This window comes from Pedobacter sp. SG908, from assembly GCF_011759615.1.
In the GTDB taxonomy this organism is placed as follows: Bacteria; Bacteroidota; Bacteroidia; order Sphingobacteriales; family Sphingobacteriaceae; genus Pedobacter; species Pedobacter riviphilus.
Genome location: NZ_JAAOYY010000002.1, coordinates 581,230 through 596,927 on the forward strand (window position 1 = coordinate 581,230; position 15,698 = coordinate 596,927).

Genomic DNA, 15,698 nt, shown 5'->3' on the forward strand with positions numbered 1-15,698 from the left:
GAATAACATGAAAAGATTATATAAACTATATATTGCTGCAGCAATATTATTAATGGCAGGAGGCTGTAAAAAATACCTCGACATCAATACCAATCCTGCTGTGCCTCAAACCAGTAAGGCAGAGTTGTTGCTTCCGCCGATTTTATTTCAGATGACGAACGGAACTTCGCAGGATTACCGTTTGCTTTGGAAGTTTACGCAGAATATGATCGGTGCCTCTACCGATATTGCTTCACTTTATCCTGAAAAGCACTCTTTTGTGGCCAACAGTGATAACGGGGGCGTAATTTGGAGGATGACTTATGTCGATCTGGGTTTGAACCTGGAGAATTTGATTAATGATGCCGTAACCAATCAAAAATACGAATATGCTGCTATAGGTTATGCCATTAAAGCCTGGGCCTATCAGCAAACAACAGATCTGCATGGTCCGATTATTTTGGATGAGGCCTTTACACCTGGCTTGTTAAAATTTCCTTACCATGATCAGCCGGAGGTGTATGCAAAGGTGCGTTTCTATTGCGAACAATCGCTAAAATATTCAACCATGAAAAGTCCGCTTAACTATGCTACGCAATTGGCAAGTGTTACGGGTGACGGCATTTACAAGGGTGATATGGCGAAGTGGAGAAAATTCATATATGCCATTTATGCTTTGCAATATAGCCATTTAATCAATAAACCGGAGTTTAAAACCAGGTATGCGGATAGTGTGGTAAAATACACCAACTTATCTTTTGCTAACGAGGCCGAATCGGCAACGGTTTATTTTTCGGCGGCAAGTCAGGATGATACCAATCCTTTTGGGCCAACTTTGGGATATATTAACACTTCAGGTACAACTTCTACCTATTATGGAAGAATTTCGACTACCATCTTAAATTATCTTGCTGGTGGAGTAAAGGGAACGCCTACAGTTAATCCAACAAGTTCGCTCGATCCGCGTTTAAGCAGAATGTTGCCTGCAAGTACGGCTACGGCTACTTTAGGCAGGTATATTGCCGGGGTTCCCACCCAGGGCAGCAGTACATCGGGTCTTCCGATCGTTTTCGGATCAATTCCTGCAGGTGCTACTATCTATAATGGAAAATATATTTTTGCCGATGCAGCCAGGTATCCGATCATGACCTATTCGCAATTGCAATTTGCAAAAGCTGAAGCCTTGTTTTTGCAGGGAAAAACAGCAGAAGCTTATACTGCATATAAAGCGGGTATATCCGGGCATATGGTTTTTTGCAATACATATGGCCGTTCTTCAAAAACCCCCGATCCGCTGATTACCGATGCTGAGATCAATGCTTACCTGGCTTCTACAGAAGTGGCGCAAAGCGAAGGAACCTTAACCCTGGCTGATATTATGGGGCAAAAATACATTGCACAATGGGGCTGGGCCGGTTTAGAACAGTGGACCGACCTTCGGAAATACCATTACGACGCAAATGTTTTCAGGCAGTTCTATCAGATTCCTACGGCAGATCTTCTATTGGGCGGCAAATATGCTTACCGTTTCAGGCCCCGCTATAATTCCGAGTACGTGTGGAATGCCGAGGAACTCAGGAAGTGGGGAGGTTTAGAACCCGATTATATGACTAAAGAAACCTGGTTCAGCCAGCCATAATTTTATTAATTTAAAAATATCAAAATGAAAATATTTTCTTATTTAGTTGTGGGTCTGTTTATTGCATCGGCATTAACAGGTTGCACCAAAAATGTACTCGATTATGGTGAAACTGAAAAGCTAACCAGCGATCAGGCTTTGTTGAAAATAAATTATGCGTCCTATTATTACAACAATAGAGCAATAGCCATTAAAATTAATGATAAAAGGGTAAGTAATGTTATTACCGCCCGCACCCCTTTTCCTGGTGGCGGGTACAATACCGGGGGGAGTTCTACTGCCGATTTTCTTTCGGTAACCCCAGGGAATTTAAAACTCTCCATTATTCTTCCAAAAAAGAAAGATGACGGAACGGATTCGCTGGTGCTTTACAGCACCACTTTCCAAATCCAGGCAGGCAAAAACTATGTTGCCCACATTACCGATACTGCTGCCTTTACCAAAAATGTGCTAACAGAAGAGAGTTTCGTTAGGCCAGATACGGCTTATTGTAAATACAGGTTTATTAACCTGATGCCCAATGTTCCGTCGGTAGATCTGTATTATGGAACCAGTGCTACTGATAATACGAAAGATTCGCTAATTGCAGGAAATGTGAATTATTTGAATATTACCAATGAGATTAAATTAAGGTCGGCACAATCAAAAACCTGGAAAATCAGGCCGGCTGGAGCAGCGATAACAACCGCAACGGTTTTGGCCAACTACACCAGTGCAAGCACGTTTTTAAATCAGAGGGTATATACCATTTTTGCCAGTGGCTATAGCGGTATTACCACTGCGCCACGGAGGCCATATGTATCTTTCTTTCTGATCAGATAATTTTTGTCTCCTTTGTTTTAGTTTAAGCCGCCACTCGTTTAGTGGTGGCTTTTTTATTAAAAATGCATAGTGTTAAAATGAGATTAGAACCCATTTTAATTGCGCTTTTGTGCGGTTTTTTGCAATAATATCAAACTAATTACAATATATACCCCTTAAATATTTGTAAATAAGTGGAAAACAATTATGATATTTACTTAAAATTCAGGAATATGCGGAATTGTGCGTGTTTATGAATCTAAACTAACAACAAACATCATTAACTCGTGTTTATGAAAAAAAAATTACTATCAATCTTTCTTGGCGTGTTTTTGCTGGTGGCCCATGCCATTGCGCAACAAATCACCATCACAGGTAAGGTTACATCAGAAGATGGGCCGATACCGGGGGTTTCTGTTAGGGTTAAGGGCAGCAATACTGTTGCGCAAACCAACGCTGACGGAAGTTACTCCATTAGTGCCGCAAATGGTAGCATACTGGTGTTCTCTTACATTGGTTATGTAACTGCCGAAAAAACAGTTGGCGCTACTAAAACCATCAATGTAAGCCTAAAAACCGATGCACAAGGGCTTGATGATGTGGTTGTGGTGGGTTATGGAACCCAACGCAAAGGCAACCTTACAGGCGCTGTTTCTACCATTGATGTGAAAAAGACATTGGAGGGCAGGCCGATTGCCGATGTAGGCAGGGCACTTCAAGGGGCAGCATCAGGTTTAAGTGTAACCGTTCCAAGTGGCGAAATTGGCTCCGATCCGGTAATTAAAATCAGGGGGCAACTGGCATCATTTGCAGGAGGGAGTTCTCCTTTGATTTTATTGGATAATGTAGAGATCCCGAGCATCCAACTGGTTAACCCCAACGATATCGCGTCAATTACCATTTTAAAAGATGCTGCTGCATCCTCTATCTATGGTGCCAAGGCTGCTTTTGGTGTGGTATTGATAACGACTAAGCAAGGATCTGGGTCTGATAAGCCTTCAATTAATTACTCAAATAACTTTTCTTTCCAGAACGTTTGGAAAGACCTAAAAATGGCTGATGTAAACGGTTTGAAATATACCGTTGATGCCGCTGAACGGGTAGGAGTAACCACCCCGGTTGGTGCATTTTATTATGTAGATAGGGCAAGTTATGAAAAAGCGGTAGCGTGGAAGGAAAAGTACGGAAGTACAATCGGGCCAGACGATCCTACTGTGTTTGGGAGAGATTGGTATGTACAGGGAGCCAACCTGAAAATGGGCGTGAGGACTTACGATCCTTACGAATACATGATCAAAGAATGGGCCCCTACCCAACAACACAACCTATCAGTTGGTGGTACAACCGGAAAAACAACTTATAATTTAGGCCTTGCATTGCTCGATCAGAGCGGAATGTTAAAACCGGCGAAAGAAGATCGTTTTACACGCTACAATGCATCAATCAAGATATCAAGCGAAATCAACAAGTATCTTACCATCCGTGGAGGGGCACTATATTCAAGAAGAAATAAACAATACGCATATACCACTAACTCTACTACGGCCGATCCATGGTTGTATTTATATCGCTGGAGTTCATTGTATCCATTGGGAAAAGATGAAAATGGCGATGCCATCCGCAGTCCCGAAAGTGAGGTTGCTTCGGCAAATACAGCCAACATCTTATTAAATTATGCTAATGTAAATTTGGGTTCTACTGTTAACATCCTAAAAAACTGGAAAGTAGATTTTGATTATACTTTTACCAATCAAACTGAAGACTGGAAAAGACCGGGTACAAGGTTTACTGCAAGAAATTCATGGGTGGCACCGAAGGCACGTTTAGATGCAAGTGGTGCGCCTGTTTATGTAAATGATCAGGGCCAAGTGGTTTCAAGCACCGCGGCTGGTGCAATTGCAGCATACGATTTATCATTGGATATGTACACTACACCAGGTTCAAGCCCCGATCATTTTGCTAGATCTGCAACAAGTTATTTTAGCCATACCATTAATGCTTTTACTACTTATAATTTAAATTTAAAGGAGAGCCACAATTTTAAATTTATTTTGGGTTTAAATCGGGTTACTTCTACAGCAGAATCGCAGTTCGGTCAGATTACCAATTTGGCTGATATCTATAACCCACAGTTTAGGTTTGGTACCGGTATACAAACCGTAATTCCATCCTCGGCAGTAATGGGAATTATTCCGGGAGGAATAGATATTGCAGGGTCAGATAAAAAATGGGAATCGCAACTAGGTTATTTTGGCCGTATCAATTATGCCTTTAAAAACAAATATCTTATCGAAGCTAACTTACGTTACGATGGTTCTTCAAAATTTCCAACCGATTTGCAGTGGAGATGGTTCCCTTCATTTTCTGCGGGTTGGGTAGCCAGCGAAGAAAATTTTATGGCATGGACCAAACCACTCTTGAATCAGTTAAAATTTAGAGGGTCTTGGGGATCAATCGGCGATCAGACTGTGCCGAACAATTTGTACATCCCAATTATGCCAAGCGGACAGTCGAGCTGGATTGGTGCAAATGGTGCAAAAGTAAATTTTGTAGGCACGCCAAACGCAATTAAAGAAGCGATTCAATGGCAGGATATTGTGACTACCAATTTAGGGCTAGATGCAACCTTGTTAAACAATAAGATAAATGTTTCTTTTGATGTTTTCCAAAGAAACACCGATAACATGATTGTGCCTCAAGAGGGTATTCCTTTTACTTTTGGAGCGGGAGCGCCGCAAGGTAACTTTGGTGCATTACAAACCAGGGGCTGGGAATTAACTTTAGATTTCAACCATAGGTTTAAAAATGGTTTGGGTATTAATTTCAAAGGTAATATTTCTGATGCCAAAACAAGATTAACCGCTTATGGCTCCGGCACACAGGTTGTTGGTAACTATAACGGTAAAGATATTGGCGAAATATGGGGCTATCGCACAGATAGATTATATCAAACGAGCGACTTTGAACTGGATGGCTCTGGCAAACCTATTTTAATCACCTTAACTAATGCCGAGAGTAAGTTAAACGCAGGGAAACAAACTTATAAACTAAAAGCCGGACCAAACGGCGAAAAACCAGTTTATCAGCCTTTTTTACAAAATGCATCAACTTTCCGTTTTGGTCCTGGCGATGTTAAATTCATCGATGTAAATGGTGATGGGGAAATCAGCAATGGCGATGGTACTTTGGCTAATCACGGCGATTTAGAGGTAATTGGGAATTCCAATCCAAGTTATGAGTATGGTTTTAGATTAGGAGCCGATTTCAAGGGCATTGATATCAGCGCGTTTTTTCAGGGAGTGGGAAGCCGCAAAATTTGGGGCGCTGGATTTTTAGCCATCCCAGGATTTAACTCAGCCGATGGTGCAATGCCAGAAGCCATTGCAGGCAATTATTGGACACCGCAAACGCCTGATGCCTTTTACCCTGCTGCCTATAACAATGCAGCGAGCGGAACCACCAATAACATGCAGGTTCAAGATAGGTATTTGTTAAATATGGCTTATTTAAGATTGAAAAATTTAACAGTTGGTTATACTTTTCCGCAAATGCTGACCAAAAAAGTTGGTATTAGTTCGCTAAGGGTGTATACCGCGCTCGAGAATTTCTTTACTTGGGATCATTTAGGGGATTTGCCGATCGATCCGGAAAGTATTAACGGGTATTCTGTATGGGATCAATCAAATTACAATAGCGGCCGTACAGGAACCGGAATCCCTGCTTTTAAGAGTATTTCTTTTGGTGTTCAGTTGAATTTTTAAAAATTAAGAAGATGAAATATTTTAAATACATATATGGTTTGCCAATTATGGCCGCCCTATTTCTGGTATCTTGTAATAAGGACGTTTTAGATCGCACGCCACTAACATCATATATAGATGGGCAATACTGGCGCGGTGAGGATGATATCCGCATGTATGCCAATAGTTATTATACTAATTACTTTAATGGATACAACTCGGGCTTTGGTGTAGATTATGCGCCAGTAAGGGGTTATACCTTCTCTGATGATTTAACAGGTAAAAATGCGCAAACCAGTTTTGAAAGTAGTGTGCCTACAACAAGGGGCTCTGTTTCTGAAGCTGCCGATTGGTTAGGTACCTATGCAGGTCCAACATGGGATTTCGCTTGGGTTAGAAAATCAAATGTAATGTTGGCCCGTTTAAACGACGTTGCAAAGCCAAAAATTACTACCGAAGCTTATAACCACTGGACAGCGGTAGCCCGTTTTTTCAGGGGTTTTGAATATAGCCGTTTGGTTAGTGTTTTTGGCGATGTACCTTATTTTGATAAAGAGGTTTTGGATACCGATCTGCCAACTTTATATAAAGATAGAGATGCAAGGGGTGTGGTGATGGATAAGGTGTACGATGATTTTAAATATGTAATGGCTAACATGCGAGATAATGATGGAGCGCAGTTCCTGAATAAATATATCGCTGCGGCATTTATTTCGAGGTTTATGTTGTTCGAAGGGACGTATGAACATTACCATGGCTTAGACGCAGCAAGAGCCAAAAAATATTTAGAGTTTGCTGTGGAAGCAGGCGATTATGTGATTAATAGCAACAAATTTAATTTCACACGCGATTTTAAGTCACTGTTTTCAAGTGATAATTTAGCCGGGCATCCAGAAGTGTTGTTGTATAGAACTTATGATGCGGCTCTAGCTGTTACGCACAGTATCGGTTCGTACCAAAATGGAACTGAGGTTGTTGGAGTGGATGCCAATTTGGTTTTAATAAAATCTTTCTTGCTTAACGATGGTAAAGTATGGCAAAACTCTGCTGTTACCGGAGCAAATTCATTTACAATTGCTGATCTGGTAAAAACAAGAGATCCACGTTTCGAAGCATCATTTTATGATAAAGCCCTGGTTCCTTCGGCAACTTTGCTTTATGGTTTTAAATTTGCATCAAGAGAGGCCTTAACTTATATCGGTAAAACTTATCCGGCTGCTTGGGGCAGTAACACCAATACAAGTGATGCGCCTGTAATGCGTTTGGCCGAAGTGGTGTTAAACTGGATAGAAGCCAAAGCCGTATTGGCGCAATATTATTCTGGGGCGGCCATCACGCAGTCTGATCTGAATAAATCAATAAATGCTATTAGGAACCGCCCGCTTGACGCTGCTGCCGCTGCAAAAGGGGTGTTAAAAACAGCACCGCTAACGATAGGTGCTCTTCCGGTCGATCCCGCTAAAGATGCCGATGTTCCTGATTTGATTTGGGAAATCCGCAGAGAACGTCGTATGGAGTTTGTATTTGAGCATACCCGTTTACTGGATTTAAAACGGTGGAAAAAACTTAATAATATGGATTTTAGTACCAATCCCGATTATTTCCTAGGGCCATGGGTAAATGTACAAGCTGAGGCGCCGAGTTATTTAACCGCTGCAAATGCAACCGCACGTAACGTTAAGGTAAGAAAAGCTGATGGTACCATTGTTACTTATGATGGTACAAATGCAGCAGCCATGGTAGGTTATTGGATGGTTACCAATGCGGCAAATAGAAATGCATTTACGGATCGGGCATATTTAGCACCGGTAGGGCAAGCTCAGATTATTCAATATCAAGAAAAGGGTTATAAGCTTACACAAACCCCAGGTTGGTAATGTTTTAAGTAATTATAAATACGAAAAACCTCCTCGAATTAATTTTTGAGGAGGTTTTTTTCTACTTTTAGTTTGTTTTTAACCAAACCACTTTACCATCCATAGTACTCACAAGGATGTTTTTACCTTCGATTACATTCACCGTATTGATCATCGAGTTATCTATTTTGTGCGCCCAAACGGTGCTTTGTTGTTTAGGGTCAATGGCATAAACAACGCCGTTTTTCGTTCCAAAAAACACCTTTCCGTCTTTTTCTATCAGCATTGATGGTGTGTGCTCATATCCAAAGCCTACATTATAGCGCCATAAAATGCCCGGATCTTTTGCCTGTGCTTTATAGGCCACAATCTCATCCTGCATGGTTTTTCCGTAAATGATGGTACTATCTGCAGATTGGCCGATCGATTCGCGAACCGTAGCTTCTTTGTTCCGCCACAGTGTACTGCCATTTTTTACATCAATAGCTGTTAAATAACGATCGGGGGCTGCAATATAAACAATACCCTGGTAGGCAACAGGCGTTACCATAGCCGGCGAAAACATCCGGTTTGCCTGGCCGTTATTCCATTTCCAAAGCAGATTTCCTGTATTGATATCGAGTGCGTAAAGATGTCTGCCCCACGATCCAAAAATAATTTTATTTTGATAAATAAGCGGTTTGCCTACGATAGAACCCTCAACTTCATTGAATGCCCAGATTTCTTTCCCTGTTTTAATATCCAGGGCCCTAAAAGTATTGTCGCTACCCCCAATGTATACCAGTTGTCCATTAACTACTGGTGATCCCAATACCGAATTCGTTATTTCTTTATGCCAGATTTCTTTTCCTGTTTTAGCATTCAATGCATAAATGTTTCCGTCGCCTGAACCTAAAATAACCGTTCCGTTAACCGCTGCTGGTGAAGAGTAGATGGCGCCTTTAGTTTTAAATGTCCATACTTTTTTGCCGGTATTCTTGTTTAGGGCTTCCACTAAACCTAAACTGTTTCCAAAAATAACATTGTTCGAAGCATAAGTTGGGGTATTTACCACATTGGCATTGGAGTGGTAAGACCAAGCTTCTTTCGTAGCCGGATATTTATTGTTGATAGAAAAATTAGGGCGTTCGTATTTTTTCTGATCATCTACAAAAGTTTTCAAAACGATTTTTCGCCATACAGGAAGAATTTCCTGTGTTGGTTTTTTGACCTGAAAAAACACAGTGTCTTTGGTCATGGTTACAATGTTGTACCCTCCAATACTATCTTTTGCCCGTAAATTAGAACGGCCCATTGTGGCTTCAATGCCCTCAAAATTATAAGGGTGATTGTTATGCCCGTGGCCGCAAATGGCATATTGGATATTGTACTTCTTTAACTCATCTGTTGCTTCGTACCAATTATCCAAACTGTTATCCAATGGGTAGTGATTAGCAAAAATAATGGGCATATTTTTAGGTGTTGCTTTAAGCACACTGTCAAGCCAAACGGTAGCGTCTCTTGGAATATGTCCGTCACTCATCCGTACATAAGGCCCTGATGCGCAGGCGATAAAACGGTAACCATTATGATCAAAAATAAACTTATCACTACCAAACTCTTTGATGAAACTCACACCTCCTGATTCCGACCAACCCGTGTCGTGATTACCTGGAATAATATGAAAGGGTTTGTTCAATTTGGCGAGGATGTCTTTTGCGAGTTTAAGTTCATTATTGGTACCCATTTCGGTAATATCACCGGTAATAATTACAAAATCGATGTCTTTTAATGCGTTAATGTCTGCAACAGTTCTGTTAAGATCTTCTTCGCCTGTTGACGATCCAACGTGGGTATCGGTTACAAAAGCATATTTAAAATTTTGGGCTTTTACAGAGAGCGAGAACAGGACAGCAAACAGTAAAAGAATGGGATATTTCATTTGTTTTTCGTTAAATTGTTTAACTATAAAAATCGGATTTTTTTAAGGTTAAAACAGAGCTGTAATACCAATATTACATGTTTATAAAGGTGTTGTTGGATTAAGAATTAGATTAAACGGGGGGGGCTAAATTCAAACAATTCACCATTGGTAATGACGCCTTTTTATTTCCAGGATTTAGAGGTATTCTGATAAACTGTTTGTCCTAAGTTGATTTTGTTGAACGTGTTTATCTATTTGAGCCATCACCAAGCTTTATGTAAAAAGGCTGAGATGGTTTCTTTTGATAAGAAAATATTCTTGATATTTAAGATAACTGAGTGTTAATCTGTCTTTTTTGTATTAATTCATCATTTTCTAATCCTAATTAATCAATTTTATGAAGAAAAAACTACTATTCTTGTTTCTGGGAGTGTGTTTTTGGGTTGGGCAGGTATTCGCCCAGCAAGTCACCATTTCCGGTAAAGTAACATCAGCAGATGACGGTACGCCGTTGCCTGGTGTTTCTGTAAAGGTTAAAGGATCTACAGCCGGAATCAGCACTGATTCTGACGGGCGTTATACCATTAAAGCCACAAGCGATCAGGTTTTGGTTTTTGTATATATCGGTTCGATAACCGAAGAACGTCATATTGGAGATAACAGGGTAATCAATGTTCAGCTAAAGCAAGATGCTAAAACGCTAAATGAGGTAGCCATAACGGCATTTGGGGTTAAGCAGGAGGTAAGAAGCTTAGGTTTCTCTACCCAGAACGTTAAAGCCAAAGAAATTGTCGATTCGCAACAGCCCAATCTGGTTAACGCGATGCAGGGAAAGGTAGCTGGTGTTCAAATTACCAATTCAAGTGGTGCACCTGGCTCTTCTGCAAATATTATGATCAGGGGAGGAAGTTCGCTGAGTGGAAACAACCAGCCACTTTTTGTGGTTGATGGTATTCCTGTTGACAATACTACGCCGGTAAGTCAGGCAGGGCTTGCAGCCAGTACTGCTCCGGCATCAAACCGCGCCATCGATATTAATCCTGAAGATATTGAGTCGTTAACAGTACTAAAAGGTCCCGCTGCTGCTGCACTTTATGGAATCAGGGCTGCCTCGGGTGCCATTGTAATTACCACCAAAAAAGGTTCTGGCGGCGCGGCAAAAATTACTTATCAGAATACTTTTTCGTTAGACAATGTAAATCAGTTACCAGAGTTGCAGGGTAAATATAAACAGGGCGAGGCTGGTAATTTCAGCGCAACTGCACCAAACTCCTGGGGGCCCGAATTTGCAGCTAATGAAACGGTTTACGATAATCTGAAAAATTTCTTTAAAACCGCTTTCTCCCAAAGTCATGATCTTTCGGTAAGCGGAAGCTCTGAAAAGAGTACTTTTTATACCTCTGCATCACTTTTAGATCAGGGATCAATTGTAGATAATTCTGATTTTAGAAGAAAATCATTCAGGATTAATGCCGACACCAAAATTGGCGAAAAACTTACCGTAGGTGGTTCGGCCAACTATGTGCGTACCGATCGTACTTCGGTGCCGCAAGGGAGTGCAAATGGCACTATGGGTGCGTTATATTGGCCACGTAATGATGATATGACCAATTATTTGAACCCGAATGGCTCGCAAAGGGTTTTCCCGGGAGGTAATGATAACCCTTACTGGACCATCCAGAACAAGCCGATTACCAGCGGCATTAACCGTTTTATAGGAATAGCAAATATCAACTACAATCCCTTTAGTTTTCTAAATTTAACCTATCGCCTGGGTACTGATTTATACACCGAGAATTTTAAGGCGGTACGCATGCCCGGTACTTTAGAAGCTGATGCACTTAAAGGAGCTATCGGTCAAAACACCAACACTAATCAGATCACCACCTCAACTTTTATTGCTACAGCAAAGAAAACTTTCTGGGATGATTACAATTTCAGCCTGGCTATTGGCAATAATATCGAAAATACAAGGGTGCAAACCTTAACGGCTAATGCTATCAATTTTATAGATCCAACTTTTCCAAGTATTAACAACACTGTCGCTACCGATAGGTCTGTTTCTGAAACCCTAAACCGCAGAAGAATTGTAGGCGTATTTGGTGATTTTAATTTCGACTGGAAAAACATCATTTATGTAAACCTAAGGGCACGAAACGACTGGACATCAACTATTCCGGTTGGCGATAATGCTTTTTTTTATCCGGCTATAAGTACTTCTGTTGTTTTAACCGATTTATTGAAAGAACTTAAACTGAAGTCGGATGATCAGATTTTTTCATACGGAAAAATCAGAGCGGCCTATTCCAATGTTGGTAAAGATGCACCGCCACATGTAACTACCACATCACTTGCTGCAGTTACCAACACTTTCACCATCAATCCTCGTGGTTTTATTACCAATGCCAATAATCCATTTGGTAACCCGATGCTGGTGCCAGAGTTTACCAGAGCATTTGAAGTGGGAGCAGATTTAAGGTTTGTTAAAAACCGCTTCGGGATCGATTTTACTTATTACAGAAGTAAATCAGATAACCAGATTTTAGCAACCAGGGTTCCGCCATCGGCAGGAGCTTTTCTTACCTACTTAAATGGTGGGGCCATCCAGAATAAAGGAATTGAGGTGGTGCTGAATGCACAGGCCATTGTTAAAAAAGATTTCAAGTGGACAATAGATATCAACTTTGCCCATAACAAGTCCATTGTGAAAGAGCTTCCGGGAGCTTTAGATCGGGTAGAGCTATCTGATGCCTGGGTAGCTGCCAATGTAGCTCAGGGAGCAGGATTCTTAAATGGAAGTTTATTTGGTATTAATGGTAATGTTTGGAAGCGGAATGCTCAGGGGCAGTTATTACTCGGTAATAATGGTTATCCACAGGTGCAAGTCGCCTATGCTAATATTGGAGACCGTAATCCTGATTTTACTTCAGGCATCACCAATACCTTTAACTATAAAAATTTTGCTTTATCCTTTATGGTTGATATCCGGGTAGGCGGAGATGTATTCAACGCAACTGAAAATTCATTGGTCCGTTCCGGTCTAAGCACAAAAACTTTAGATCGTGGGTCTAAAGTTTTTGATGGTATTATAGAATCTACCGGATTGCCAAGTACTCTGTCAGTCCCACTAAATCAAAATTATTACCAAACTATTTACGCTAGTCAAGGATATGATTTTGTTGAAGATGGCAGCTGGTATAGATTAAGGTATGCAACTTTAACGTATAACATGCCAAGCAGTTTTTTAGCTAAAACCAAACTTAAAGGTCTGGCATTTACAGTAACAGGTAGAAACCTGATCTTGATTACCAAATATTCGGGAGTAGACCCTGAGGTTTCGGGCAGTGGTGCAGGCGTTGGTGGATCGGGTTCTTTTGGGTTCGATAACCTTGGTATTCCTGCTACACGTGGAATAGATATGGGTTTAAGATTAACTTTTTAATTGCATCGTCATGAAAAATAAAATAATAATAGCATCATTAATCAGTGGTATGTTTTTAAATACCTCTTGTAAGAAGTACCTTGATGTAAATAAAGATCCAAATAATCCTACAAAAATTTCGGCTGCGAGCCGTCTGGTGGGCGCTATCACCACATCAAACGGTGCCGCGCTGTGGAGGGGCACGAGAGAAGTATCAGGGCTTGTGCAGTACGGAACAACTAAATTGCTTACTGGTACCAATCGTAACGCAGAACAATGGCGTTTTACAGCCAGTTATTTTCTTTGGCAAAACGCCTACGTATATACTATGCCCAATTGTGTCGATGTGATCAATCTGGGTGAAGAGGAAGGAAGTCCTTACTTTGTTGGCGCAGGTAAAACGTTGCTGGCTATGAATTTTGGCCTGCTTACCGACCAATACGGTTCGATTGTGGTTGATGATTATTACGATGGCAAAACCCAGTTAAATTTGCTGCCTAAAATGCAACAACAACAAGAAGTTTACCAACGTATTGATAAATTGCTGGATGAAGCAATTGTTGCTTTTAATAGTACAACAAATGCTACTGGACTTAATGCCAGCGGTGGTGACATTATGTTTCAGGGAGATGTAAGCAAATGGAAAAGATTTGCCTGGGCGTTAAAAGCCAGATATCTGAACCATTTATCTAAAAAGGGCGCATTGTACAATCCTGCAAAAATTATTGAGGCCTGTAGCAATGCCTTTAATGCCGATGGAATGGATGCGCAGTTTGCTTATTTATCAGGAGGCATCCAAACTGATGAAAACCCATGGTACAGCTGGGGTGGTTTTGTGCTTACCACAACAGATCCAAATAATGCGCTTTACGATCCACGTTATTTTGCCTGGAGCCAATTCTTTGTTAATATGCTATCATCGTTTCCGGTTACCAATACCACTTTTCAAGATCCAAGGATAAGCCGGATTATGCAGCCTGCGGCTTCAGACGGGCAGTACCGTGGGTTAAAAGCCGGTGCTGGCTTGGCGGGCGGTCAAGGGTTGTTGGCCAACGGACAGGCAGGTGATGCCACTAAAACAAATGGGAATGATTATGGCCGTTTTAGTAATAGTGGATTTTATACCAAACAAACCTCGCCTATCCCTTTCATCACTTATTCTGAAATTAAACTGATTGAAGCAGAAGCTAAGCTGCGTTCTAATGATGTTGCTGGTGCACTCGCCGCTTACGAAGAAGGTGTTAAAGCCAATATGCGTAAACTAGGGGTTACCGCAACCGAAATTAATACTTATTGGACAGCACAGTTGGCGGATGGGCTTGTGGCACACTTTACAAACCTTACCCAAGGTTTAAGCCACATTATGCGTCAAAAGTATATTACACTATGCTTAAATCCTGAAACCTGGGTTGATATGCGCAGATCTGATTTTAGTCAGGCAATTTATGGGCCATCTTTAATTCGCCCATTAAACCTGAATACGGTTGTTTTTGATGCCAATAATGCAAACCAATGGATTAGAGGAATGGTTTATGAAACGAACGAACAAACCCGTAATCCAGGAGCTGTGGGCGACAATTCGGAGAAATACCGCTTGCTAACACCGCTTTGGTGGGACACTAATTAATGACGATTCGCTTGAAAATCCTCTTTTCGGGGATTTTCTTTTTTAATTCGATTTCGATGAAAATTAAACAACTACTTTTTTTATCCTTTGCAATGGCTTTAATTGTTGGATGTGCCAAACCGACCTTCCGGACATTCTATAAACCCATCATATTCGACGATCAGCGTAAACAGCTCAGTATCGAGTACCTGCAAGTTCGGCACGGCATTAAACAGGATAATGCGGTTATTAAACCGGTTATGGTAGTATTGCATTGGACAGCCATACCAAGTTTGGAGAAAACATTTGATGCTTTTAATAACCCAACTTTACCAGAAGCCAGAAAGGCGATATCTACAGCCGGAACGCTAAATGTATCAAGTCAATACCTTATCGATCGTGATGGAACCATATTTAGGTTAATGCCCGATTCTATATTTGCAAGACACGTGATCGGCTTAAACTATTGTGCAATAGGGGTAGAAAATGTGGGGAGCGAAAGCGCACCCTTAACAAAGAAACAGCTGCTGGCTAATGAAAACCTGGTGAGGTACCTGAAAACCAAATACCCTATCGAATATGTAATTGGGCACTATGAGTACAGGCAATTTATTGGAACGGGTTTATGGAAAGAAAGCGATCCGAACTATCTTACCGAGAAAACAGACCCAGGTAAGTCTTTTATGAAACGGATCAGAAATAGATTAAAAGACCTGAATTTAAAAGGAGCGCCAGAGAAAAAATAACCTGGCG

At 41.0% G+C, this 15,698-nt stretch carries 8 protein-coding genes; 7 read left to right on the forward strand and 1 reads right to left on the reverse strand.

The features are described 5' to 3' along the window. Positions 1-7: 7 nt before the first annotated feature. The 4 genes from FHT21_RS17455 to FHT21_RS17470 all read left to right on the forward strand — a co-directional run bounded on the left by FHT21_RS17455 (position 8) and on the right by FHT21_RS17470 (position 8,036). The gene (locus FHT21_RS17455) at positions 8-1,618 is read left to right on the forward strand and encodes a SusD/RagB family nutrient-binding outer membrane lipoprotein (protein ID WP_243854041.1); all 1,611 of its coding nucleotides are present in this window, start codon (positions 8-10) and stop codon (positions 1,616-1,618) included. 24 nt (positions 1,619-1,642) lie between these two features. Continuing rightward, the gene (locus FHT21_RS17460; RefSeq protein ID WP_167296035.1) at positions 1,643-2,440 is read left to right on the forward strand and encodes a DUF4397 domain-containing protein; all 798 of its coding nucleotides are present in this window, start codon (positions 1,643-1,645) and stop codon (positions 2,438-2,440) included. A gap of 272 nt (positions 2,441-2,712) precedes the next feature. Next, positions 2,713-6,180, forward strand: a complete 3,468-nt coding sequence (locus FHT21_RS17465) for a TonB-dependent receptor (RefSeq protein ID WP_167296036.1) — start codon at positions 2,713-2,715, stop codon at positions 6,178-6,180. 11 nt (positions 6,181-6,191) lie between these two features. Next, positions 6,192-8,036, forward strand: coding sequence for a RagB/SusD family nutrient uptake outer membrane protein (locus tag FHT21_RS17470; protein WP_167296037.1), 1,845 nt, complete (start codon positions 6,192-6,194; stop codon positions 8,034-8,036). 67 nt (positions 8,037-8,103) lie between these two features. Here the strand turns inward: FHT21_RS17470 and FHT21_RS17475 are convergent, their stop codons facing one another. Continuing rightward, a complete protein-coding gene (locus FHT21_RS17475; RefSeq protein WP_167296038.1) occupies positions 8,104-9,936 on the reverse strand; it encodes a PQQ-binding-like beta-propeller repeat protein in 1,833 nt (610 codons plus the stop codon). A 379-nt stretch (positions 9,937-10,315) separates the two neighbouring features. On the opposite strand from FHT21_RS17475, the gene FHT21_RS17480 reads away from it, so the two are divergent. From FHT21_RS17480 to FHT21_RS17490, 3 genes are read left to right on the forward strand one after another with little or no spacing between them, the layout of a single operon-like run. Continuing rightward, entirely contained in the window at positions 10,316-13,360 is a 3,045-nt protein-coding gene (locus tag FHT21_RS17480; RefSeq protein WP_167296039.1) for a SusC/RagA family TonB-linked outer membrane protein, read from the forward strand. A gap of 10 nt (positions 13,361-13,370) precedes the next feature. Beyond that, positions 13,371-14,966, forward strand: coding sequence for a SusD/RagB family nutrient-binding outer membrane lipoprotein (locus FHT21_RS17485; RefSeq protein WP_167296040.1), 1,596 nt, complete (start codon positions 13,371-13,373; stop codon positions 14,964-14,966). A 56-nt stretch (positions 14,967-15,022) separates the two neighbouring features. After that, complete coding sequence (locus FHT21_RS17490) at positions 15,023-15,691, forward strand: peptidoglycan recognition family protein (protein WP_208398978.1); 669 nt, start codon at positions 15,023-15,025, stop codon at positions 15,689-15,691. Positions 15,692-15,698: the final 7 nt, after the last annotated feature.

What these genes read in the sequence shown, in the direction of transcription:
- FHT21_RS17455 (WP_243854041.1), top strand. Translation starts at nt 8, where the DNA reads ATGAAAAGATTATATAAACTATATATTGCTGCAGCAATATTATTAATG.
- FHT21_RS17460 (WP_167296035.1), top strand. Translation starts at nt 1,643, where the DNA reads ATGAAAATATTTTCTTATTTAGTTGTGGGTCTGTTTATTGCATCGGCA.
- FHT21_RS17465 (WP_167296036.1), top strand. Translation starts at nt 2,713, where the DNA reads ATGAAAAAAAAATTACTATCAATCTTTCTTGGCGTGTTTTTGCTGGTG.
- FHT21_RS17470 (WP_167296037.1), top strand. Translation starts at nt 6,192, where the DNA reads ATGAAATATTTTAAATACATATATGGTTTGCCAATTATGGCCGCCCTA.
- FHT21_RS17475 (WP_167296038.1), bottom strand. Translation starts at nt 9,936, where the DNA reads ATGAAATATCCCATTCTTTTACTGTTTGCTGTCCTGTTCTCGCTCTCT.
- FHT21_RS17480 (WP_167296039.1), top strand. Translation starts at nt 10,316, where the DNA reads ATGAAGAAAAAACTACTATTCTTGTTTCTGGGAGTGTGTTTTTGGGTT.
- FHT21_RS17485 (WP_167296040.1), top strand. Translation starts at nt 13,371, where the DNA reads ATGAAAAATAAAATAATAATAGCATCATTAATCAGTGGTATGTTTTTA.
- FHT21_RS17490 (WP_208398978.1), top strand. Translation starts at nt 15,023, where the DNA reads ATGAAAATTAAACAACTACTTTTTTTATCCTTTGCAATGGCTTTAATT.